The organism is Vibrio hyugaensis, assembly GCF_002906655.1.
GTDB lineage: Bacteria > Pseudomonadota > Gammaproteobacteria > Enterobacterales > Vibrionaceae > Vibrio > Vibrio hyugaensis.
Map to the genome: position 1 here is coordinate 1,150,476 of NZ_CP025795.1, position 22,110 is coordinate 1,172,585.

Genomic DNA, 22,110 nt, shown 5'->3' on the forward strand with positions numbered 1-22,110 from the left:
GATGCTTTGATAAAACACGTTTGCCTTGAGTGCATTTGTGAGTTGTCGTCCCATGGAAGAAAAACAAGAACGCTACGCTATTTCAGATAAGACCTATCAAGAATTTGTCGATCACACTCGAGTACTTGCCCTCGAAGAAAGAGGGATCGTCCAATGCGGCATCGCGACTTGCCGAGATTTCTTTTCGGTTTATCGCAAAAACCAGAAGAAACACATGTTGCTTTACACGGTTCGTGGCAAAGGCTGGTTGGAGAGCGGAGCTTGTCGTTATGAACTTGAGCCAGGATCGTTAGTGATCGTGCCAGCAGGCATTGAAAATGGCTTCGGGATGGAAGATGAAACATGGCAAATCGCTTGGGTTTTCCTTTCACAAGATAAAGAATGGCCAATGGTTAATGAAGAGATCGAGTACCAACTGACCCCTGCACCAGAAGTGCTGTATTCCTGCATTCAAACTCTACTGCGCAGTATCAACTTGCCTATTGACTACGGAGGTGAGGTAGGAGCTCACAGCGTTGCTCAGTTAGAGCTTATGCTAAATATGCCACACTCAGATTCCCTTTCGCGTAATCAATTAAAACTACGACGTGTGTTCGATCTAGTGCAACGGCAACTTCATAAAGATTGGACAGTTGAACAACTCGCGGCGTTATATCCTTGTTCTGAGCCGCACCTTCATCGTTTAACTCAGCAACAATTTGGAAGAAGTCCCATAGCACATCTCACACGCATGCGGATGGAATATGCAGCTCGATTGTTGCGTTCGACAGAATGGTCAATTCAACACATTGGTGAAATCGTTGGGTATCCTACTAGTGCGAACTTCAGTACCCGTTTTAAAGCCTGGTCGAGCATGACCCCACGTGAATTTAGAAAGAACGGTAAACTTGACTCAAACTCGGATGAGTGAATCGTTCTTTTTATAACCGATTGAGATCATAAAACGCGTTGGTTCCCAGTATTTTGTCCTCTAATTGATGAAATCCGTTAAAAATCCTTTCGCCATTTTTAACGAAAGTGTTACCGTGAGGGTCGATACTTGAATTTCAAAGGGTTATGACTTTCATGCTTTCTAATCTACCAACTCCTGTATTAGATCCTATTTTATCTCTTTCCGTCGCATATCGCGGCGATGAGCGTCCGAACAAGGTTGACCTTGGTATTGGCGTATACAAAAACAGCGCTGGCGAAACACCAATCATGAAAGCCATTCAAATGGCACAAGAAGTGGTCGTCGAGAACCAAAAGACCAAATCTTATGTTGGTCTTGCAGGCTGTGAAGAATTCAACCAAAGCATGATCGATCTCCTTCTAACGGGAACGTCAGCCACAGATCGCGTTGCTGCTATTCAAACGCCTGGGGCAAGTGGTGCATTGCGTATGCTGGGTGACCTAATGAAGGTCGCACAACCAGATACGACGGTTTGGATTTCAAACCCTAGCTACGTAAATCACAAACCAGTGATGGAAGCTGCTGGGCTGAAAGTGAAGTTCTACCATTACTTCTCTCCAGAAAGCAAGCAAGTCGATACAGCAAAAATGCTCGAAGACCTATCTAAAGCAGGCCCTTCTGATGTAGTTCTTCTCCATGGTTGTTGCCACAACCCAACGGGTGCAGATATTGATTTTTCAGCGTGGCAGGCAATCACTGAGCTTTCTCAAAAGAATGGTTTTACTCCGTTTGTAGATATTGCTTACCAAGGTTTTGGTGACGGTTTAGAAGAAGACGCAAAAGGTCTTCGCTTTATGGCTGACAACGTTGAAGAAATGCTGATCACGACTTCTTGTTCTAAAAACTTTGGTTTGTACCGTGAACGTACTGGTGCAGCGATTGTGATCGGTAAGAATGCAAAAGATGTGGCGAATGCGAAAGGTAAACTGCTTACGCTAGCACGTTCAACATACACTATGCCGCCAGATCACGGCGCAGCATTAGTAAAAACCATTCTTCAAGATGCAAACCTCACTTCCGTTTGGAAACAAGAATTGAACGAAATGCAGCAGCGCTTGTTGAATCTTCGTCAAACTTTGTGTAACGAATTGAGAAACAACCATAATACAGATCAATTTGATTTCATTGAGAGTCACAAAGGCATGTTTACTGTGCTAGGCTTTAGTGAAAACCAAATGGCGCAACTGCGTGAAGATTATGGCATTTATGGTGTCGGTGATGGTCGTATCAACATCGCTGGTTTAACCGAAACTCATATTCCTTACGTTGCTGACGCGATCCAAAAAATATCTCAACGTTAATTGGGAGAGTTAATGAAGAACTGGAAACTGATTCTGCCGCTAATGATGAGCGGCGGTCTTATTGCTTGTACGTCGACACCGACGACCACTGAACCTGTTGAGCCAGAAAAACCAGTCGTGGAGCAACCGGTAGAAAAACCGGATGTAAAACCAGAAGTAGACACAAAACCTGAGCTGAAGCCCGAACAAAAACCGGAAACTAAGCCTGAGAAGAAACCCGATCCTAAACCGGCAAAACCACCACAGGCAAAGAAAACACCTGATGGCATGTTGATCCTTGGTTCGGAAGAGTGGGTTTATGTACCAGACATTGACCAAACATTTAAAGGTCGCGTCGATACCGGCGCAACCACATCATCAATCAGCGCGACAGAAATAGTGCCGTTTGAACGAGATGGTAAAGACTGGGTTAAGTTCAAAATCGATATTAATGGTAAAGCGAGCAAAGAGTTCAAGTTACCTGTCGAGCGTTGGGCAAAAGTTCGTCAATCCTCTTCAGAAGAAGTAGATAAGCGCGCTGTTGTTGTGGCTTACATTCAAGTTGGTGATCTAAAAGAGAAAACGGAATTCACACTGGCTGAGCGAGGCCACATGAATTTCCCAATCCTGCTTGGTCGAAGCTTCTTCCGCGACGTTGCTGTTGTGGACGTATCTAAGAAGTATGTTCAAAACAAGCCAAGCGGTAAGTAACTGAAGACGTTCTGTTTAAATTAACGACAAAAAGCCTCTCACACGCGAGAGGCTTTTTACTTTTTTATCAATGGATTATTTTCTAAAATGGCGGCGGTTAGTAGGCAAAGCGCGCAGATAGAACAAGTTGTTGACCGTAAGTACCATTGTTTTTTAAGTCAGCGCCAAGCGACAGTTGTTGTGTCGAGTGAAAACGAGCGCCTAAATTGTAGATAGTTTTAGAATCATCGTTATCAATCAGCTGACCAATGCGACCATGTAGTTCGATGTTCTGCATAAACCAAATGCGCGTACCGATGTTGACTTCCGTCTTCCACTCATCACCATCGCCATTGTCTTTTTTGATGTTGTGAACCAGCATCTGACCATAAATGTCTGCAAACTGACCAGCAGGGCCATTAAAACCAATACCGCCAGCAAGATCCCAATCGCCACTGAATTCACTATCAGCACGACCAACAAAATGGGTGTTTTCAGTGAAGTACGTTGTGACCTCACCACCAAACGTACCTGGGCTGGTACCCATGCGGAATTCCATTGTGTTGTAGTTGAAATTGTTTGCGTGAGCAGAAAGTGGCAAAACAGCGCACAAACCAAAGGCAGCAACCTTTAGAGCTTTACCTAGCATGGGTGTCTCCGGGCAAGAAAAATAATACGAACGAAAAAAAGGTCTGCAAAATGCAGACCAATATTTACAAAATATCATTTCAGGTGTTTCCCGTCACCTTAAACACTAGGACAGAGTGCTTATGATCATGGTGATGACGCCCAATTAAGCGGCAAGAGAGCTGTGCTTACATCACCACTAAGTGTTCAACTTCGATCTCTGGCTTGCTACCACCTTCAAACTCACCAAACAGACGAACTTTTGTGGTCTGGTCAATTGGCGTCGCTAGACGGATGTCGTCGTCCAACTCAACCATAATCTCGCCAGAGCCATCGCTAAAGATAAACTGGTCTGAACGTGTTTGACGAAGTAGGTTGCCTTCTACGACAACGTCTTTCTCAGTGAACATGCTTGAGTCTTTAATCAATGCATCGACTTTTTCAACAGTGACAGGGCCATTAAATTGAATGTTTGATTGACCGTGGTTGTGGTCTTTAGCCATTGCAACAGTAGGAGCGATAGCAAGTGCAGCGATAGTAGCGATAACAGTGTTTTTCATAATTTGGTTTCTCTATTAAGGTGTTCGTTTTGATGGTGCTATTAAAACAAACCTTATTTGAACCATTACTGATTCGAACATTCATATTCGATTCATTTTCTTGAGTCCTATGCTGAGATAACGTTATGATTGTTCACCTTCTTTTTTCTCTTATTAAACGTTCATGAAATCACCAATCCCTTCATTAATGGTTCAAGGCACAACTTCAGATGCCGGAAAAAGCGTCCTTGTGGCAGGTTTATGCCGTGTGTTAGCTCGTAGAGGGATAAAAGTTGCCCCGTTCAAGCCACAGAACATGGCTTTAAACAGTGCAGTAACGAAAGATGGCGGTGAGATTGGACGTGCTCAAGCCGCTCAAGCGCAAGCCTGCAACGTCGAGCCTACGGTTCATATGAACCCTGTGTTGATTAAGCCAAACAGCGATACGGGCGCTCAAATCATCTTACAAGGTAAAGCATTGTCCAATATGGACGCTGTCGGCTTTCACGATTACAAAAAAGTCGCAATGGGCACGGTATTAGACTCTTTCTCTAAACTGACCGAAGAATTCGAATCAGTGATGATTGAAGGCGCTGGCAGTCCAGCAGAAATCAACTTAAGAGAAAATGATATCGCCAACATGGGATTTGCCGAGGAAGCGGACGTTCCCGTCATTATTATTGCGGATATTGACCGCGGTGGCGTGTTTGCCCATCTTTACGGGACACTAGCGTTATTATCCGAATCTGAACAAGCGCGCGTTAAAGGTTTCGTAATTAATCGCTTCCGTGGCGACATCGCTTTGCTTGAATCTGGTCTGGATTGGTTAGAAGAAAAAACTGGCAAGCCTGTACTCGGAGTATTGCCGTACCTTCACGGTTTAAACCTTGAAGCAGAAGATGCTATTACGGATCAGCAAGAGCTATCTTCACAAGTTAAACTCAATGTCGTGGTACCAGTTTTAACGCGCATTAGTAACCATACTGATTTTGATGTATTGCGTCTTAATCCAGACATTAACCTTCGCTACGTTGGCAAAGGTGAGAAGATCGATAAAGCCGATCTCGTTATCTTGCCGGGCACTAAATCAGTCCGAGACGATTTGGATTATCTACGTAGCCAAGGGTGGGACAAAGACATTCAACGCCACATCCGCTTGGGCGGCAAAGTCATTGGCATCTGTGGTGGCTACCAGATGCTTGGCAACTTAATTGATGACCCAAATGGCGTAGAGGGCCAGCCTGGTATTAGTGAAGGCCTTGGTTTGTTAGACATCACCACAACTCTAACCGATAGCAAACAGCTTACAAACACACAAGCAGAGCTTTCTCTTAACGGTAAAAAAGCCAATGTTAAGGGTTATGAAATCCATGTGGGAAGAAGTGAAGTGCAGGGTGCTCAACCTATCCAGTTAAATTCTGGCGAAGCAGAAGGCGCGCTTAGTGAATGTGGCCAAATTATGGGAACCTACCTACACGGGTTCTTCGATGAGGCAGATGTCTTGAGCCTTGTGTCAGAATGGGTAAACGGCACTCAAATCAAACAACAAGACTTTGAACAGCTCAAAGAACAGGGCATTAATCGAATTGCAGATGCGATAGAACAACATATGAATCTTGACTTTCTGTTCAAATAAAACCAGTTTTTAACTGTCTGAAGCATAAATAAAAGTGGAGATTGCTTTCCACTTATTCACCTTCTGCCTGTCTAGCACCGGAGTGTTTTTATGAAAGCATGGAAAATTCATGCTTGCCTAGTGGCAATATTGAGCGTTTCATCAGCAGCAAACGCGGCAACTGACTTAAAAATTTATGCAGCGTCGTCAATGACTAATGCGATTGATGATATTGCTCAAAAATTCGAGCAAAAATACGATGTATCAGTCACACCTGTATACGGTGGTTCATCATCCATCGCTCGCCAAATTCTAAATGGCGCACCGGCCGATGTGTTTATCTCTGCAAACACTAAATGGATGAACTACCTAGTAAAATCAAAAGCAGTAAGGGGTGACAATGTCACTAATTTAGTGCGAAATTCACTCGTTGTCATTGCGCCGCAAGATAGCCGTATTACAACATTTGATTTCTCTGATGCTGATGCTTGGAATAAGGCGTTAGACGGCAATCGCCTTGCTTTAGGCAATCCAGTGTCCGTTCCTGCTGGAATGTATGCAAGAGAGTCTTTAACTAACCTTGGCGTGTGGAAAGTACTAGAACGCCAAATTGCTCCAGCAAAGAACGTTCGTCTTGCACTTGCATTAGTAGAGCGAGCGGAAGCCCCGTTGGGAGTGGTCTACAAAACGGATACACAATTGACAACTAAGGTAAAAATAGTTGGAGAATTTGCAAGCGACACCCACGCAGACATCGTTTACCCAGCCGCGATTGTGAAAGACTCAATACAATCAAAACAATTCTTCCAGTACTTGAAGTCGGATGAAGCAAAACAAGTCTTTGCTCATTACGGTTTTCAATAAAAAGGGATCAGAGTGTCAGAACTTGAATACCAAGCCTTAATGCTAAGCCTAAAAGTCGGCGCCTATGCCGTCGTTTGGTTGATTCCATTAGGTGTTGCTCTCGCTTGGTTACTGTCTAGAAAAGAGTTTATCGGTAAGTCCATATTAGATAGCTTGATTCATCTTCCACTCGTATTACCCCCTGTGGTTATTGGTTACTTGCTACTGATCTCTCTTGGTCGTCAAGGATACTTAGGTGGGTGGCTATATGAACACTTTGGTTTAATATTCAGTTTCAACTGGAAGGGGGCCGTCATCGCCTGTATCGTCGTGGCCTTACCATTGATGGTCCGTTCGGTCCGATTGAGTTTAGATACCGTCGACCCCAAATTAGAACACGCAGCATCAACCCTCGGAGCGTCGCCGTTAAAAGTCTTTGTCACAATTACGCTTCCGTTAACTATTCCTGGAATCATTACTGGTACCATGCTCTCGTTTGCACGCAGTTTAGGAGAGTTCGGTGCCACTATCAGCTTCGTTTCGAACATACCAGGGGAAACGCAAACCATCCCACTAGCCATGTACAACTTTATAGAAACGCCTGGTGCTGAAATGGAAGCCGCACGCTTGTGCATTATTTCTATTGCCTTAGCTCTATCGACGTTAATGATCTCAGAATGGTTAAATCGTAAAGCCGCAGCGCGTCTGGGAGCCAAGCAATGAGTATAGAAATTCAATTTAAACAATCACTTGGTGAAACCAACTTTGATATCAACTTGTCATTACCGCGTAACGGAATAAGTGCGCTATTTGGTCGCTCCGGCGCCGGAAAAACTACCCTAATTAACGTTATTAGTGGATTAGTCACACCACAGCAAGGCAAAGTGGCGATTGGCGAGCACATCCTTTTCGATAGTGATGCGGGTATTAATCTACCGACGCATAAGCGCAAAATTGGTTATGTATTTCAAGATTCTCGCTTGTTTCCGCATTATTCAGTAAAAGGAAACTTGCTCTATGGTGTTGTGGAAAAAGATGAAGAGTATTTCGATAAGGTCACGGAATTACTTGCTATTAAACCACTGTTAAAACGCTTTCCAGTCTCTTTGTCGGGCGGTGAAAAGCAACGTGTAGCCATTGCGCGAGCACTGCTTTCTAAGCCTAATCTGCTTTTGATGGATGAGCCTTTGGCTTCCTTAGATATGCCACGTAAGCGAGAAGTCATGCCGTTTTTGGAAGAGCTTTCTGAACAAGTAAACATTCCTATTGTTTATGTGACGCACAGCTTACAGGAAATTCTTCGTTTAGCGCAGCATCTGTCGATTCTCGATAAAGGTCGAATCATGACGTCGGGTAAACTAGAGGATGTTTGGGCATCTCATGCTATGCGTCCTTGGCAGTCTTTCTCTGACCACAGTAGTTTATTCGAAGGGAAGATTGCGAACCACCATGAAAAATACGCGCTGACATGTGTAAAGCTCGCGCCAAATGCTTGTTTATGGGTACAAAAAGTCGACGGTGAACCAGGTACGTCAATCCGTCTTCAAGTTCGTGCCAATGATGTCTCAATCGCCTTAGAGAAACCTGTATCCACATCCATTCGTAATGTACTGCCTGCTACCGTCGCATCAATTGAAGAGTTCAATGCTGGCGAAGACAAACAAAGTATTACGGTATCACTGAAATTAGATACTGACTGCCATTTATGGGCGACTATCACGCCTTGGGCATTAGATGACTTGAATTTAAAAGTCGGGGATGCGGTGTTTGCGCAGGTGAAAGGGGTCAGTGTGACACAACGAGACATTGCATTAGCGCATCACTAATTGACCAACTAGCGATGATAAAAAAGGCCGCGATTGCGGCCTTAAACTTAATAGGAGTAAATGGGAAGAATTACTTCGCAAATACTTCTTTAAATTCGCGCTTAAGAAGAGGATCGCGACGCGCTTTCTTAAGTTGCTTAACCATGTCTTTCACACAGTTGTGAAGGACATTGTCAAGAAGTTGAGAGCGGTAGTCTTCTTTGTCTTCATCTGTCATGTTCTCTGGCAGATTTAGAGTCGGGAATTCTTCCATTACGTTTAGACCAGCGAACGCTTGGCCAACCGATACTAGAGCGTGGAACTGCTCGAAGTTGTCCAGAATGTTTTGTGCACTTGCAGGCATTTCGTCCCAAGACGCACGAACAGCTTCTTCAGACACTTCATGGATAGAGGTAACCATCTCAAACATTTGCTCAGGAACTTCGTCAAATTCGATAACTTTACGCAGTTCAGGAGAAATAGTTTCTAGATCGATTTTTTTGCTTTCGTTGTTAGTTGCTTCTGACATGGTGTGTCTCTCGTTACAAAAGGCGGGAATATTAATACCAAATGCATCAAATAGCTACCATAAGAAGCATTTGATTCCGTGACCACTCAACAAAAAAATATAGCACTAAATGAGTGGCGTAATGCAACAAACTCGTGAGTATGATATATGTTTAATAAAGACTTATAAAAGAATGGGACGCGCTATGCAACCGACAGGGACATCTATGCGCATTCTACTGGTTGATGACGTTCAGCTGGATCGAATGCAGTTGGCTATCCGTTTAAAGCAGCAAGGTCACATCGTTAAAGCAGTAGGAAGCGGTCTAGAAGCTTTGAATACTTACGAAAGTTTTGATCCAGAGCTTGTGTTGCTTGATATCGCCATGCCTGATATGAATGGCTTTGAAGTTTCACTTCATATCAGAGAGACATTCCCAGACTGGATCCCAATCATCTTCCTAAGTAGCCATGAAGAGCCTGAAATGATCGCGAAAGCCATCGAGGCCGGTGGAGATGATTACCTTATTAAACCGGTCGATAAGCTTGTCCTTAATTCTAAGCTAATGGCAATGCAGCGTATCGCGCACATGCGCCGAGAGCTAAAACAAGCAACGGCCCAGCTAGAAGAAATGAATTCACGTTTGCAACAACAAGCCAATGAAGATGGCCTTACTAAGTTATACAACCGTCGCTACATAGATCAAAAGCTGGAAACCATGATTGCGTGGCACGGCCGTCATCATATGCCAATGGCGCTGATTCTTCTTGACGTCGACTTCTTTAAACCTTTCAATGACAACTACGGACACATAGAAGGGGATCGCTGTCTCCAAGCCATTGCGAATCAACTTAAAGCAACATTTTGTCGTTCTGGTGAGTATGTAGGGCGTTATGGTGGTGAAGAGTTTGTGATTTTACTGAACAGTACCGATGCAAAAACAGCAGAAAGAGAAGCGGAACGCGTTCAAGAAGCCATGTACTTCCTCGATTACCCGCATGCGTATTCAAGCATTGCAAATAGAGTGACAGTGTCACAGGGCGTGTTTGCTTTCCAACCAACAGGGAAAGACAATATTACAGAGCTATACGCAACGGCAGACAGAGCGCTCTATTCCGCAAAATCCTTAGGAAGAAATACTTATACCGTGGTTAATGCAAGTTGATTCAAATAGTTAAAGTTATGAAGTCTATGGTGACATTGTCACTTATTTCTAGTATCTGTTACGCAAACCCGGTGCAGCACACATTGCAAAAACAGTTTGAACGCAACTTTGCAATCGGAATTGTGCTGTCCGACAGTGATGTATTTACTTTAGGTTTTCACGACTTCGATCCAAACAAATACCTCAATATTGATAACGAAGATATCGGCACTCAGGACTCTGTTGACTTAAGAAAACAAGTAGCGCTTACGACACTCCCTTATCATTTATCTCTCGCTGAGAACGCAGACTCTTCGGTAAAATATGACCTTAAAGGTCGTTTTTATGCGTTAGGTATTGACCAAAACGTGGCGGTCAATGAGGACAAAATACCGGACAGAAACAAAGAATTGATACTTGGGGCTTATACTGAGATTGAGCGACAAAACCAGCTTACTGAACATTTATCCCTGAGTGGAGCCGCAGGTGCCCACTTAATGTATTACCGAAACGAGTATTCCTACCGTAGTGATGCGCTCGATAACCTCAAGCCTTATATTGAAGGTGTTTACCTCAATACCGATGCTTGGGCGTTGGTCGGAGAGGTCAACGCGGAGATCAAGTACCTCGAAAATGAAAATTGGGGGAAATGGTACGTTTGGTCGTCGCCACATTACTTCTATGGAATGGGTTGGGGCGAAGGAAACCATGGCGATGTAGGAAACCCAGAAGGCTGGTATTGGGTGAACGGTGTCAAATTGTTTTACGACATCACCAAAGTGGGCAGAACCGTTCAGTCTGTATACACCAGTTTCAATCGAGTTGATGTTGGCGGTGATACGAGTAAGCCGATGAATACCTCACACTACTATGAAGCAAGCTTTGGTTGGTTAATGACACCACCGTTCAAAAGCGATTGGATTGATAACATAGGTCTCGGCCTGTCAGTCAATTACGGCAGTGCACTAAAAGGCGGAAGCCTTGTTTTGTTCTTTAATCAGGAGTAATTCCGCAATGGCAAAGAAAACCATTGCATTTCCTCACTCGGCGAGCCAAAATCGCGCCCCATTTTGCTTAATAGGAACATAAGCACATAAACCTAGTCATGGAACGACAATAACAAACCTATAAAAGTTATGCGTAAGTTGGCTTGTTTGGCGATGTGTTTCGCCTCTACTTCATCTTATTCCAGCACCGTTGAAAAGCAGCTGCAAAAAGAGTTCGATTATAACTTCGCCTCCAGCATTGTCCTCTCAGACAGTGATGTGTTCACCTTTGGCTTCTCAAACTTTGACCCTAACGAATACCTCAATCTAGATGATGATTCTTTAGGTGATAACGAATCCGTCGATCTTCGGAAGAAAATCTCGGTATTGTCGTTGCCATTCAGTATTCCGGCGAGCAGTTACCGTTATTCCCCATACCAAACAAAGGTAAACGGGCGAGGCTATCTGCTTCCTTCTCAACAAAAAGTGTCCGCGTTAAATGCCGACACACCTGACGACCTCGATGAGCTTGTTTTGGGTGGCTACTTAGAAGTTGAGCAAGAAGCGTATCTGAATCGCAACATCACATTGAGTGCAGCGGCGGGGACGCACATCATGTACTACCAAAATGATTACGCTTATCGTAGTGATACTTTGGAGGATTATCGAGACCAAATTGATGGCATTTACGTCAATACCAACGCGTTAGCGATGGTCGGCGAGCTCAATGCGACACTAAAATACAGCCCTTATGGTCATTTTGGTCAATGGTACTTTTGGTCTTCACCACATTACTTTAACGGCGTTGGTATCAATCTCGGAAAAGGTGACAACGTAATTAATCCCGAAGGCTGGTATTGGGTTAATGGCGTAAAGGTCTTTCATCGTCTAGCGATATGGCAAAACATGGTTCAGTCGTTTTATACCAGCTTCAACCGAGTTGACATAGGTGGCGACACAAAGAAACCGTTAAACACGGATCACTACTATGAAGCGAGTATGGGTTGGCTTATGACACCACCGATTAAAATCCCATTTGTGGTGAACATAGGTGTAGGGATGAGTCTCAACTATGGCAGTGCATTTAAAGGTGGTAGTTTGGTCATGTTCTTCAACCAAGTTTAACGCTTTTCAGATTTCAACGACTCTTGTAAGCAGAAAATAGGACAATTAAGCGTGGCAGAACTTCACACAGTTTCGGCCCGCTTTTTTTGCTTTATACAAGGCGTCATCAGCAAGTTTAATCACGTCTGCTGGATTTCGTGCACTACGGCTGTCAGCAACCCCAAAACTCGCAGTGACAGATACGGTCTTTTTCTTTGAATCAGCACTTCCGCGCTTTTTACGGCCTTGTTTATTGTCATCAGGTCGACTGTCTTGATCGCGCAGAATCATTTCATATTCAGCAATCAGTTCGCGAACTTCTTCCACATGTGTTTCGCAGTCTTCGGTGTACTTACCTTTAAAGACAATGGTGAACTCTTCACCACCAAAACGATACACCTTTGCACCACCTTGTGTCTTCATTAGGCGCGAAGCTACCATCTTTAACACATCATCACCGGTGTCGTGACCGTAGGTGTCATTAAACTTCTTAAAATGATCAACATCCAGCATCGCAATGGTGAACTTACGTCCCATATGCTTAAGGTCCAGATCCAACGCACGACGGCTAGGAATGAGCGTCAAGCTATCAGTAAAAGCCAGTTGATGGCTCGCTGACGTAGAGTAAATGATGATCAATAGGCCCGTTAGCGTAAACATGGTGCTAGAGATATATTGGACGTCGAAGAAGATAAACGTCGCCGAGGCTAACACCATCGCAGAATAAGTCATCGCGTGAATGATCTTATTCTTCTTCAGCACCAAAATACCAAGGAAGCACACAATACCAACGCAATAGAGCACAAGTACTAGAGGAAGTTTGGAAACCTTGGGAACAATAAACAAGATGCCATTGGTCCACTCATCGAATCCACCTTCTACGTAATAGGTCAGCGTCACATAGGACCAAAAGACAAACATAACCAGCACAAAAATGTAGGCTAACGTGGCTTTGGAATCGAAACCTTCTTTATTGAACAGAAACACCGCTAGGAAAGAGACGGGTAAAAGACTCGCTAAAATGGTGAGCTCTAAAAGCGCAGTTCCCGTTTGAAGCGGAACTTGTAGGCGATGTTGGATTACGAAATAGGCAAGTAGCATGGCAATGCAAACCATAGACTCGCGACCTTGCTTGAATGAGTAACACATTAACAGTGCACAGCCCAACAAAATATATGGCAAATTCGAAGCAATGCCCCAGTTAGACTGAGTCATCTGAATGATGCTATCCATACCCAAGCTGATCATACCCAACAGTATAATTGGAAATAGAAACCGAAAGCCTGGAGAGGTCATTAAAGATGAAGCCATCTACTACAAATCACCTGCAAATAGTTGAGTATATCTAAAGAGTTACATTAAGCATTCAATTAATACCGTGTGTGGGCAGTATATATTCTGACGCTTTCAAAACTAACAAGAATACGTGTATTTGCGAATTTTCCAAGTGTTTTACAGTCGATGATTACAAAAAGAGAGAGGTTGATTAAATTAAGACCAATCAACAAGTTGCACGATAGTTGTGACTGCTATAATTTCGTAGTGTTGAGCAAAGGAGAAAAATCGATGCAAATCAGTTCAGATGTACACAATTATATGGAGACCCTCGTAGGGCAAGAACTCTCTTCAGAGCGATACGTCGATCAGTTTGATCATGAACAGTTGGCTGACATCGCTTGCTTGGCGCTGATCCAATTAAAACCAGTTTATATCCGCCATGATATCGATTTTCTGTCTGCTCTACCTGAGCGTAAACTGACGCAGTTTAAAGATAGTGTCTATATCGCGGTAGAAAATGCAGCAGCGATGGTGCAAGAAGATCGACGCACGAATCGTAACAATGATGTACCTGTAATTTTCTCGCATACCAGTTATGATGAAGACAAAGAACTGGATTGGTTTGAGAAGCCAATTCTCAACGTCAACATTAAGTAATGAGTGTCTTAATCAGTCTCAAATAGATAAGGCATGCCCAAGGAGGAATTGTGGGATTCTTTTCGCGCTTGTTTGGTGGTGGTGATAAAACTGCCGCAGTTAAAACCGTAGACCCCGTCGAATATAAAGGCTTTTTGATTTACCAAGAGAGTATTTCAGAAGGTGGTCAGTACCGCATTGCAGGACGGATTGAGAAAGAGTTCGATGGAGAAGTGAAAACCCACCGCTTTATTCGTTCCGACTTGATAGGATCAGTACAAGACGCCAATGAGCTGATGCTGAAAAAAGCGCAGATGTTCATCGACCAAATGGGTGAAAAAATCTTCAATTAAGAACTCACTGCAACTTGATTCGAATCATCTCCAAGAGAGCCATTAGTGTATATGCTGATGGCTCTCTTTCTTTTTATGGCTTAATTACCTGTTAAATTAACCACTTAACATTCATCTGGTTAGACCTCTGTCTAATGGCGCTAATCGTTGTTATTTTTCAGCGCGAAGTAGAGAATTATTCATTACTTAGCGTTATATGTAATGAAATTTAGTATTTTTATTACAAACTACTTGAAGTCATGATGGACGTTCGTTAAAAACAGAAGAATAACAGGGCTGTTAGTCAAGATTTGACTGTGCAAATGGGTGACCCAAAACACCATCATTCGTTTGCGTTTTCTTGCGTAGTAAACAGATAGAAATAAAAAAGAATTAGAGTAGAGCAACGCTCTGTTTTGGGACTAATTATTGATATGTATACAAGGAGTATGCGTTTTGCAAATCGGTGTACCTAGAGAAATACTCGCGGGTGAATCGCGAGTAGCTGCATCACCTAAATCGGTTGAGCAGTTAATTAAGTTGGGGTTCGATGTCGCAATCGAATCACAAGCGGGGGGGCTAGCCAGTTTCGACAATGCGGCTTATGAAGCAGCAGGGGCGACAATTGTATCTAGCGACGAAGTATGGCAATCAGGCTTAATTCTTAAAGTGAATGCGCCTCATGTTGATGAAGAAAATGGCATCGATGAGATCGCATTGTTACAAGATGGCGCAACATTGGTTAGCTTTATCTGGCCAGCGCAAAACGCGGAGTTAATGGAACAGCTCTCAAGCAAGAACATCAACGTTCTCGCAATGGACTCCGTTCCTCGTATCTCACGTGCGCAAGCATTAGACGCACTCTCTTCTATGGCTAACATCGCCGGTTACCGCGCAGTGGTTGAAGCTGCTCATGAATTCGGTCGTTTCTTCACTGGCCAAATTACTGCCGCTGGTAAAGTACCACCAGCTAAAGTGTTAGTTGCTGGTGCAGGTGTCGCTGGACTTGCAGCAATCGGTGCGGCTGGTAGCCTTGGCGCGATCGTTCGTTCTTTCGACGTTCGTCCTGAAGTGAAAGAACAAGTCGAATCGATGGGCGCTGAGTTCCTGACGGTAGATTTCAAAGAAGACTCAGGCTCAGGTGACGGTTACGCCAAAGAAATGTCTGATGAGTTCAACAAGAAAGCGGCTGAGCTATACGCTGAGCAAGCGAAAGATGTTGATATCATCATCACTACGGCGCTAATTCCTGGCCGCCCAGCACCGACGTTGATCACCAAAGAAATGGTCGACAGCATGAAAGCGGGCAGCGTGATCGTTGATCTGGCGGCTGCCAATGGCGGTAACTGTGAATATACAGAAAAAGACAAAGTCATCACGACAGCCAATGGCGTAAAAATCGTTGGTTACACTGACATGGTAGGCCGTCTGCCAACGCAATCTTCTCAGCTCTACGCAACCAACCTTGTAAACCTTCTAAAACTGTTGTGCAAAGAGAAAGATGGCAACATCGATATCGACTTTGAAGACGTTGTGTTACGTGGTGTGACCGTCGTGAAAGAAGGCGAAATCACTTGGCCAGCACCACCGATTCAAGTTTCTGCTCAACCACAAGCAAAAACCCAAGAACCGGTCAAAAAAGAGCCGAAAGTTGAAGAGCCAACTTCACCAGTTAAGAAATTCGCACCACTGGTTATTGGTTTGGGTGCGTTTGGCTGGGTTGCATCAGTCGCTCCGGCTGCATTCCTATCACACTTCACCGTTTTCGTATTGGCGTGTGTGGTAGGTTACTACGTAGTTTGGAACGTGACTCACGCACTGCATACACCACTTATGTCGGTAACAAACGCGATTTCCGGCATCATCGTAGTGGGTGCGCTACTGCAAATTGGTCAAGGTAATGGTGTAGTTACCTTCCTATCATTCATTGCTGTTCTCATTGCAAGCATAAACATCTTTGGTGGCTTTACCGTGACCAAACGTATGCTTGAAATGTTCCGCAAAGACAAATAATAGGAGTTACCAATGTCTGCAGGATTAGTACAAGCGGCATACATTATTGCTGCGCTATTTTTCATCTTAAGTCTCGCGGGACTTTCTAAACAAGAATCAGCACGAAATGGTAACTACTACGGTATTGCTGGTATGGCAATTGCGCTTATTGCGACAATTTTCAGCCCAAGTGCCGAAGGCTTTGCATGGGTCATCATCGCGATGGTGATCGGTGGTGGTATTGGTATCCACTACGCGAAGAAAGTAGAAATGACAGAAATGCCAGAATTGGTTGCGATTCTACATAGCTTCGTGGGTATGGCCGCGGTACTTGTTGGTTACAACAGCTACCTAGAGCCACCAGCACCAGTATCAACAGATCTTGCTGGTATTCACGCAGAGCACGTTATCCACCTTGTAGAAGTATTCCTTGGTGTGTTCATCGGTGCGGTAACCTTTACTGGTTCTATCGTAGCGTTTGGTAAGCTTCGTGGGATCATTTCTTCTTCACCACTTAACCTACCTCACAAACACAAGATGAACCTCGCTGCGATCGTTGTTTCAACACTGCTTATGATTTACTTCGTAAAAGCAGACGGCAGCATGTTCGCACTGATCTTGATGACACTGATTGCTTTTGCATTCGGTTACCACTTAGTGGCATCAATCGGTGGTGCAGATATGCCAGTTGTTGTTTCAATGCTGAACTCATACTCCGGTTGGGCGGCTGCGGCAGCAGGCTTCATGCTAGCAAACGATCTATTGATCGTGACTGGTGCGCTGGTTGGTTCTTCAGGTGCCATCCTTTCTTACATCATGTGTAAAGCAATGAACCGATCGTTTGTAAGCGTAATTGCAGGCGGCTTCGGTCAAGAAGTAGTGATTTCAAGTGATGAAGAACAGGGGGAACATCGCGAAACATCAGCTGAAGAAGTTGCTGAAATGCTGAAAAACTCGAAGTCCGTAATCATCACCCCAGGATACGGGATGGCAGTGGCACAAGCTCAATACCCAGTACATGAGATCACAGACAAGCTACGAGCTCAAGGCATTGAAGTTCGCTTTGGTATTCACCCAGTAGCTGGCCGTCTACCTGGTCACATGAACGTTCTATTGGCTGAAGCGAAAGTACCGTATGACATCGTACTAGAAATGGACGAAATCAATGACGACTTCCCAGCAACAGATACGGTTCTGGTCATCGGCGCAAACGACACAGTAAACCCAGCGGCACTAGAAGATCCAAACAGCCCGATTGCTGGTATGCCAGTATTAGAAGTTTGGAATGCGCAAAATGTCATCGTATTCAAGCGTTCAATGAATACAGGTTACGCAGGCGTTCAAAACCCACTGTTCTTTAAAGAGAATACATCGATGTTGTTCGGTGATGCGAAAGAGAGCGTAGAAGCAATCTCCAAAGCACTGTAAGCGTAGGGGACATCAGCATCTGCTTCGAATGGAAGTATTTGCTTTAAAACTCATCAAGGCCAGCATTCGCTGGCCTTTTTTTGTGGGCTTTCAATGTTATAGTACTGCAAATCCTTAAGCTGCCTAATGTCATTTGTTTTTAGATTGATGTATAGTTCTGGCTAATGTAACAAGTACCGGTAACAGTTTGATTAAACAGTTTTTGCTCCGTTCTGCCTTAATGCTGCCACTTTTCTCGGCAAGCGCATTTGCAGATTCATTACCAGAACGAATAGATACGTTTACAGAGCTATTTAATTATGAAGTGGCCCTTAAATCGTATGACATACGCATACTGCAATCAAACTACCCAACCAAATTGCTTTCACCGGACTCAATGTTGCCACAAACGGCCGATTATCCGCTAAAAGACATTCAACAGCTGTATCGCCTGGCGAACACATGTCGCGGAAAACTGCCGTTAAGTCCTTTAATTACGGAACCTTTGGTGTTTACTCGTGCCTTATGTAAAGGAACGCAACTCACACCACGTTGGTTTTCTCGTAGTGGGTTGATTCACCCAGGAGGCGGCACTTACGCAGCTCGTTACGCTGAGAAATATCCAGAACTGCGCCCTAAGCTTGCACAGTACATGCACATTAAAGAGCGCACTAACGACGATGGCGACGAACTGCTAGAAAGCTTGCAAAGCATGGATGATGATGCAATAAACGCACTCATCGCTGGTGCGAGCATGTTCATTGAAGGGAAGGAGCTTTGGCTACGCCGCGGTGATCACTACTTCGTTTTCTCTAAAAATGTTTGGCAAGAAAACGTTGCGAATGCTGGTCTGTCTTACGGACTCGCATCAGAAAGCCGAAGCTGCTTTGTGAAACGCGGTAACATTTGTTGGGATGTAGAAGATCATTCGCAAGTGTTGCGGATCAGCATGATCATTCTTGTGATTGCCAACATCTTATTGGTAATCGGCTGGGCAGTGTACCGCTGGAACAGCAAACGAGAAGAAATGCGCAGTCGCATGTTGGTGCTGCAAATTCTTACTCACGAACTAAGAACGCCGATTGCGTCTTTGTCTTTAACCGTTGAAGGTTTCCGTCGTGAGTTCGAACATCTTCCAGAAACCGTTTACGACGAATTTCGTCGATTATGCGAAGATACGCGCCGATTACGCCAGTTAGCAGAGGCAAGTAAAGATTATTTGCAATCTGATAACCAAATGCTTGCAACAGACTGGGTTCCTTCTGTTGCAGAATGGCTAGAATATAAGATTGAAGAAGAATTTGATAACGCTGTACTTTTCAAAATAAACGAAGATGTAGCTGCTAAAGTTAACGTGTATTGGCTCGGAACCTGTATCGATAACTTGCTACGAAACGCATTGAAGTACGGTAAAGCACCGGTCGAACTATGTGTAGAAACCAGTGCGGATAAAATCATTATCCAAGTCATAGATGCCGGCAGTTTAACTGCAAAAGATTGGGCAAACCTAAGAAAGCCGTTCGTAAGTAAGAGCGGACTAGGGCTTGGATTAACAATAGTTGAATCAATGGTAGGCCGCATGGGCGGAAAAATGTCCCTAATGGGACCACCTACAACCTTTATATTGGAGATACCTTGTGAAACAGACACTGCTTCTCGTTGAGGACGATAAAAACTTGGCTGACGGCCTGTTAGTAAGCCTGGAACAAGCAGGATATGAGTGTTTACATGTGGAGCGTATTTCAGACGTTGAGCCACAATGGAAAAAGGCTGACTTAGTCATTCTGGACCGCCAACTACCAGACGGCGACTCAGTACAATCTCTTCCTGAATGGAAAAAAATTAAAGATATCCCTGTAATCCTTCTTACTGCACTGGTTACTGTAAAAGATAAAGTTGCGGGTCTAGATTCTGGTGCAAACGATTACTTAACAAAACCATTTGCAGAAGCGGAACTGTTTGCGCGTATCCGAGCACAACTTCGCGCACCAGATTCAGCGGAACAGGGTAATGCAGACAAAGTGATGACCAAAGACCTTGAGATCGACCGCGCAACTCGCGAAGTCGTATTCCAAGGTGAAATGATCACACTGACTCGTACCGAGTTCGATCTACTGCTGTTCTTGGCATCTAATTTAGGTCGCGTATTTACACGTGATGAATTATTAGATCACGTTTGGGGTTACAACCATTTCCCAACAACGCGTACTGTAGATACTCACGTACTTCAGTTACGTCAAAAGCTACCGGGTCTAGAAATCGAAACGCTACGTGGCGTTGGTTACAAGATGAAAGCGTAACGGCAAAGAATGAAAACACTACTTCCTGTAGTTCTCTCATTGCTATTAGTGAAACCAGTCCAAGCTACGGACTGGTTTCAAACTAATACACCACTGACACAAGCTCACCAGCATCTGCTCGAAGATGACCTTGGTGGCATGTTCAATTCCCTTGTCGAACTATGGCAAAGTGAACCAAACAAAGAACTCACACCACACCTCAATGATTTATTAGCACAATCACTTTCTAGAGACTGCGGCAAATCATTAACTGGTGTCACGCTTCCTGATTGGATAAGCGGCATTAACGTTATTCGACAAACCATTCAAAGCCCAGGCAGAGATACTTATCGACTTGTCGTTAAACTGCGTGCAACAACGGATATTGAAGACATCTCTTTCCGCCGTTGGGTTGACAGTACGATCTCTGCAGACAGCTCATTCAATTTTGAAGAGCAACCGGAAGGCGCAGAACTGGCAAATGAACGCAGCTTTTTAAAACGCTACAATCTAACCGGCAAGTTGGATGCGGGCTTATATCACTTATCGGTTACGACAAAAGACAAACGTACTTACCGTACATGGGTGATTTTAGGCGATTCAAACTCGACACAATATGTTCGTTGGACTTCAAAAGAGAACTGGAAGGTAGAGAAGAGCGCGTTACGGAACCCACATTGTCCGCTACCACAGCTAGAAGTCGGCCTTTATGACTATGTCGAAGGCCAATATGACCAAGTATGGAAAAAGACATACGAATCTAATTACCCAAATTCTCTAGAATTAGATGGAATCCCTAATGACCGATATGTGTTAGCTGTGAGCATTAACAGTCGACGTTGGCAAGGTGACATTATTGTTGAGCAGGCTCAAACTATTAGCCGAACTTATGATGTTTCTCTCGAAGAATAGCTAAAGAAATTACACTTGTGCCGATATAAGTTCAGGACGAACGAAATCACAAGTGTAGTATGAAGACACAATTCAAAATTTTAACCACGACCATCACAGCAGCGTTATGCTCTAGCGCTGCTTTTGCTGGCACTTACGCAATCGAAGCTCGTAGTGACGCAATGGGTGGAGTCGGCACCGTATCAGCCTCTTACCTAACTGCACCATTCTTTAACCCGGCATTAACGGCAATCTACCGCCGTAATGATGATGCAGGTATGATCGTGCCAAGTTTTGGCGTTAACTATAACGACCAAGACGGTTTAATCGACGAAATCGAACGCATCGGTAAGCTGACCGATCCAACGGAAATCGTAAACTCCTTAGACGCGATTAACGGACAAAAGATGGATTTTGACCTTGGTGGTGTCGTCGCCGTTGGTATTCCAAATAAATTCTTATCTGCAACGGCTTACGGAAAACTTTATACCGAGTCTTTCGTTGAACCAACTATCGACACGGCAAGTGGTGACCCGTTAAATGATAGCTACGTGCGCGGCGTCTCTATTGGTGTGGCAGAGGCGGGGATCTCCCTCGCTAAATACACCAACTTCATGAATCAACATTTGTCATTTGGTATTACACCAAAACTACAGCGCATATACACTTACTCTTACGCAACAAGCTTTGCTGCGTTCGACACCAAAGATTTGCGTGAAAATGAAACCGCAGAAACCATGTTTAACCTTGATGCGGGTGCATTGTGGTTCTATGGTCCTTACCGCTTAGGTATTTCAGCGAAAAACTTAATCGGTCGCGACGTGAAAACGAAATCTTTCACCTACAACGGCGATACCATTCAATCCTACGAATACAGCATGCGACCGGTCTACACCGTAGGTGCCGGATATGTCGCAGATTACTTCAGCTTCAGCGTTGACTACGATTTGAATGAAGAGAAAAAGTTCTCAACATTTGATGACAACACACAAATGGTTCGAGCCGGTTTTGAAATTGACGTACTTCGCCAGCTAGCACTGCGTGGGGGATACATGAAAAACCTTGCACGTTCAGATGATGAGGGAACGATCACGGCGGGTATTGGTTTGTCGCCGTTGAACTTAATCGAACTTGATATTGCAGCGCAATACACCAATGAAAACGCAATGGGTGCTTCGATTAATTTCCTTGCGACCTACTAA

Annotated in this window: 22 protein-coding genes; 18 read left to right on the top strand and 4 right to left on the bottom strand. The window is 44.2% G+C overall.

All coding sequences use genetic code 11. From position 1 onward, the window contains the following. Positions 1–52: 52 nt before the first annotated feature. The 3 genes from C1S74_RS22250 (at position 53) to C1S74_RS22260 (ending at position 2,943) form a co-directional block, all read left to right on the top strand. Complete coding sequence (locus C1S74_RS22250) at positions 53–910, top strand: AraC family transcriptional regulator (protein ID WP_045401779.1); 858 nt, start codon at positions 53–55, stop codon at positions 908–910. A gap of 155 nt (positions 911–1,065) precedes the next feature. After that, the gene (locus C1S74_RS22255) at positions 1,066–2,253 is read left to right on the top strand and encodes an amino acid aminotransferase (RefSeq protein WP_045401781.1); all 1,188 of its coding nucleotides are present in this window, start codon (positions 1,066–1,068) and stop codon (positions 2,251–2,253) included. A 12-nt stretch (positions 2,254–2,265) separates the two neighbouring features. After that, positions 2,266–2,943 carry an ATP-dependent zinc protease family protein gene (locus C1S74_RS22260; RefSeq protein ID WP_045401784.1) on the top strand — a complete coding sequence of 226 codons (678 nt, stop codon included), beginning with the start codon at positions 2,266–2,268 and terminating at the stop codon, positions 2,941–2,943. A 97-nt stretch (positions 2,944–3,040) separates the two neighbouring features. Here the strand turns inward: C1S74_RS22260 and C1S74_RS22265 are convergent, their stop codons facing one another. Continuing rightward, entirely contained in the window at positions 3,041–3,571 is a 531-nt protein-coding gene (locus C1S74_RS22265; RefSeq protein WP_045401787.1) for a hypothetical protein, read from the bottom strand. Positions 3,572–3,737: 166 nt separating this feature from the next. Continuing rightward, positions 3,738–4,109, bottom strand: a complete 372-nt coding sequence (locus tag C1S74_RS22270) for a YgiW/YdeI family stress tolerance OB fold protein (protein ID WP_045401790.1) — start codon at positions 4,107–4,109, stop codon at positions 3,738–3,740. A 163-nt stretch (positions 4,110–4,272) separates the two neighbouring features. Between C1S74_RS22270 and C1S74_RS22275 the strand changes: the two genes are divergently transcribed. The 4 genes from C1S74_RS22275 to modC all read left to right on the top strand — a co-directional run bounded on the left by C1S74_RS22275 (position 4,273) and on the right by modC (position 8,372). Continuing rightward, positions 4,273–5,724 (top strand): cobyric acid synthase, encoded by a 1,452-nt coding sequence (locus C1S74_RS22275; RefSeq protein WP_045401793.1) that lies wholly within the window; start codon positions 4,273–4,275, stop codon positions 5,722–5,724. A 90-nt stretch (positions 5,725–5,814) separates the two neighbouring features. Continuing rightward, the gene (gene modA / locus C1S74_RS22280; RefSeq protein ID WP_045401796.1) at positions 5,815–6,567 is read left to right on the top strand and encodes a molybdate ABC transporter substrate-binding protein; all 753 of its coding nucleotides are present in this window, start codon (positions 5,815–5,817) and stop codon (positions 6,565–6,567) included. A 12-nt stretch (positions 6,568–6,579) separates the two neighbouring features. Then, positions 6,580–7,269, top strand: a complete 690-nt coding sequence (gene modB / locus C1S74_RS22285; protein WP_082039080.1) for a molybdate ABC transporter permease subunit — start codon at positions 6,580–6,582, stop codon at positions 7,267–7,269. After that, complete coding sequence (gene modC / locus C1S74_RS22290) at positions 7,266–8,372, top strand: molybdenum ABC transporter ATP-binding protein ModC (RefSeq protein WP_045401799.1); 1,107 nt, start codon at positions 7,266–7,268, stop codon at positions 8,370–8,372. The genes modB and modC overlap by 4 nt, the downstream gene beginning before the upstream one ends. A gap of 70 nt (positions 8,373–8,442) precedes the next feature. Here modC and C1S74_RS22295 read toward each other — a convergent pair whose 3' ends face one another. After that, positions 8,443–8,880: a DUF3069 domain-containing protein gene (locus tag C1S74_RS22295; RefSeq protein ID WP_045401801.1), complete on the bottom strand. Its 438-nt coding sequence runs from the start codon at positions 8,878–8,880 to the stop codon at positions 8,443–8,445. A 184-nt stretch (positions 8,881–9,064) separates the two neighbouring features. On the opposite strand from C1S74_RS22295, the gene C1S74_RS22300 reads away from it, so the two are divergent. The 3 genes from C1S74_RS22300 (at position 9,065) to C1S74_RS22310 (ending at position 12,114) form a co-directional block, all read left to right on the top strand. Continuing rightward, the gene (locus C1S74_RS22300; RefSeq protein ID WP_045401804.1) at positions 9,065–10,024 is read left to right on the top strand and encodes a diguanylate cyclase; all 960 of its coding nucleotides are present in this window, start codon (positions 9,065–9,067) and stop codon (positions 10,022–10,024) included. A 17-nt stretch (positions 10,025–10,041) separates the two neighbouring features. Next, on the top strand, positions 10,042–11,010 hold the full coding sequence (locus C1S74_RS22305; protein ID WP_052437316.1) for a Solitary outer membrane autotransporter beta-barrel domain: 969 nt from the start codon (positions 10,042–10,044) through the stop codon (positions 11,008–11,010). 129 nt (positions 11,011–11,139) lie between these two features. Then, on the top strand, positions 11,140–12,114 hold the full coding sequence (locus C1S74_RS22310) for a Solitary outer membrane autotransporter beta-barrel domain (RefSeq protein WP_052437314.1): 975 nt from the start codon (positions 11,140–11,142) through the stop codon (positions 12,112–12,114). A 45-nt stretch (positions 12,115–12,159) separates the two neighbouring features. Here the strand turns inward: C1S74_RS22310 and C1S74_RS22315 are convergent, their stop codons facing one another. Continuing rightward, positions 12,160–13,404, bottom strand: a complete 1,245-nt coding sequence (locus tag C1S74_RS22315; RefSeq protein WP_045401809.1) for a GGDEF domain-containing protein — start codon at positions 13,402–13,404, stop codon at positions 12,160–12,162. A 255-nt stretch (positions 13,405–13,659) separates the two neighbouring features. Here C1S74_RS22315 and C1S74_RS22320 point away from each other — a divergent pair, with 255 nt between their 5' ends. The 8 genes from C1S74_RS22320 to C1S74_RS22355 all read left to right on the top strand — a co-directional run bounded on the left by C1S74_RS22320 (position 13,660) and on the right by C1S74_RS22355 (position 22,110). Beyond that, complete coding sequence (locus C1S74_RS22320) at positions 13,660–14,028, top strand: late competence development ComFB family protein (RefSeq protein WP_038870703.1); 369 nt, start codon at positions 13,660–13,662, stop codon at positions 14,026–14,028. A gap of 50 nt (positions 14,029–14,078) precedes the next feature. Then, positions 14,079–14,360, top strand: coding sequence for an HlyU family transcriptional regulator (locus tag C1S74_RS22325; protein ID WP_045401812.1), 282 nt, complete (start codon positions 14,079–14,081; stop codon positions 14,358–14,360). 435 nt (positions 14,361–14,795) lie between these two features. After that, positions 14,796–16,352, top strand: coding sequence for a Re/Si-specific NAD(P)(+) transhydrogenase subunit alpha (locus tag C1S74_RS22330; RefSeq protein WP_045401814.1), 1,557 nt, complete (start codon positions 14,796–14,798; stop codon positions 16,350–16,352). A gap of 12 nt (positions 16,353–16,364) precedes the next feature. Further along, positions 16,365–17,759 (top strand): Re/Si-specific NAD(P)(+) transhydrogenase subunit beta, encoded by a 1,395-nt coding sequence (gene pntB / locus C1S74_RS22335; protein ID WP_038877385.1) that lies wholly within the window; start codon positions 16,365–16,367, stop codon positions 17,757–17,759. 220 nt (positions 17,760–17,979) lie between these two features. Further along, positions 17,980–19,401: a sensor histidine kinase VxrA gene (vxrA, locus tag C1S74_RS22340; protein ID WP_161625078.1), complete on the top strand. Its 1,422-nt coding sequence runs from the start codon at positions 17,980–17,982 to the stop codon at positions 19,399–19,401. Next, positions 19,376–20,038: a response regulator transcription factor VxrB gene (vxrB, locus tag C1S74_RS22345; RefSeq protein ID WP_038870712.1), complete on the top strand. Its 663-nt coding sequence runs from the start codon at positions 19,376–19,378 to the stop codon at positions 20,036–20,038. The genes vxrA and vxrB overlap by 26 nt, the downstream gene beginning before the upstream one ends. A 9-nt stretch (positions 20,039–20,047) precedes the next feature. Then, entirely contained in the window at positions 20,048–20,929 is an 882-nt protein-coding gene (locus C1S74_RS22350; RefSeq protein WP_038870714.1) for a DUF2861 family protein, read from the top strand. Positions 20,930–20,988: 59 nt separating this feature from the next. Then, positions 20,989–22,110, top strand: a complete 1,122-nt coding sequence (locus tag C1S74_RS22355) for a conjugal transfer protein TraF (protein WP_045401817.1) — start codon at positions 20,989–20,991, stop codon at positions 22,108–22,110.

What these genes read in the sequence shown, in the direction of transcription:
- C1S74_RS22260 (WP_045401784.1), top strand. Translation starts at nt 2,266, where the DNA reads ATGAAGAACTGGAAACTGATTCTGCCGCTAATGATGAGCGGCGGTCTT.
- C1S74_RS22350 (WP_038870714.1), top strand. Translation starts at nt 20,048, where the DNA reads ATGAAAACACTACTTCCTGTAGTTCTCTCATTGCTATTAGTGAAACCA.
- modA (WP_045401796.1), top strand. Translation starts at nt 5,815, where the DNA reads ATGAAAGCATGGAAAATTCATGCTTGCCTAGTGGCAATATTGAGCGTT.
- C1S74_RS22255 (WP_045401781.1), top strand. Translation starts at nt 1,066, where the DNA reads ATGCTTTCTAATCTACCAACTCCTGTATTAGATCCTATTTTATCTCTT.
- modC (WP_045401799.1), top strand. Translation starts at nt 7,266, where the DNA reads ATGAGTATAGAAATTCAATTTAAACAATCACTTGGTGAAACCAACTTT.
- C1S74_RS22305 (WP_052437316.1), top strand. Translation starts at nt 10,042, where the DNA reads ATGAAGTCTATGGTGACATTGTCACTTATTTCTAGTATCTGTTACGCA.
- C1S74_RS22310 (WP_052437314.1), top strand. Translation starts at nt 11,140, where the DNA reads ATGCGTAAGTTGGCTTGTTTGGCGATGTGTTTCGCCTCTACTTCATCT.
- C1S74_RS22270 (WP_045401790.1), bottom strand. Translation starts at nt 4,109, where the DNA reads ATGAAAAACACTGTTATCGCTACTATCGCTGCACTTGCTATCGCTCCT.
- C1S74_RS22265 (WP_045401787.1), bottom strand. Translation starts at nt 3,571, where the DNA reads ATGCTAGGTAAAGCTCTAAAGGTTGCTGCCTTTGGTTTGTGCGCTGTT.
- C1S74_RS22300 (WP_045401804.1), top strand. Translation starts at nt 9,065, where the DNA reads ATGCAACCGACAGGGACATCTATGCGCATTCTACTGGTTGATGACGTT.
- vxrA (WP_161625078.1), top strand. Translation starts at nt 17,980, where the DNA reads ATGCTGCCACTTTTCTCGGCAAGCGCATTTGCAGATTCATTACCAGAA.
- C1S74_RS22355 (WP_045401817.1), top strand. Translation starts at nt 20,989, where the DNA reads ATGAAGACACAATTCAAAATTTTAACCACGACCATCACAGCAGCGTTA.
- C1S74_RS22315 (WP_045401809.1), bottom strand. Translation starts at nt 13,404, where the DNA reads ATGGCTTCATCTTTAATGACCTCTCCAGGCTTTCGGTTTCTATTTCCA.
- pntB (WP_038877385.1), top strand. Translation starts at nt 16,365, where the DNA reads ATGTCTGCAGGATTAGTACAAGCGGCATACATTATTGCTGCGCTATTT.
- C1S74_RS22320 (WP_038870703.1), top strand. Translation starts at nt 13,660, where the DNA reads ATGCAAATCAGTTCAGATGTACACAATTATATGGAGACCCTCGTAGGG.
- C1S74_RS22250 (WP_045401779.1), top strand. Translation starts at nt 53, where the DNA reads ATGGAAGAAAAACAAGAACGCTACGCTATTTCAGATAAGACCTATCAA.
- C1S74_RS22275 (WP_045401793.1), top strand. Translation starts at nt 4,273, where the DNA reads ATGAAATCACCAATCCCTTCATTAATGGTTCAAGGCACAACTTCAGAT.
- C1S74_RS22295 (WP_045401801.1), bottom strand. Translation starts at nt 8,880, where the DNA reads ATGTCAGAAGCAACTAACAACGAAAGCAAAAAAATCGATCTAGAAACT.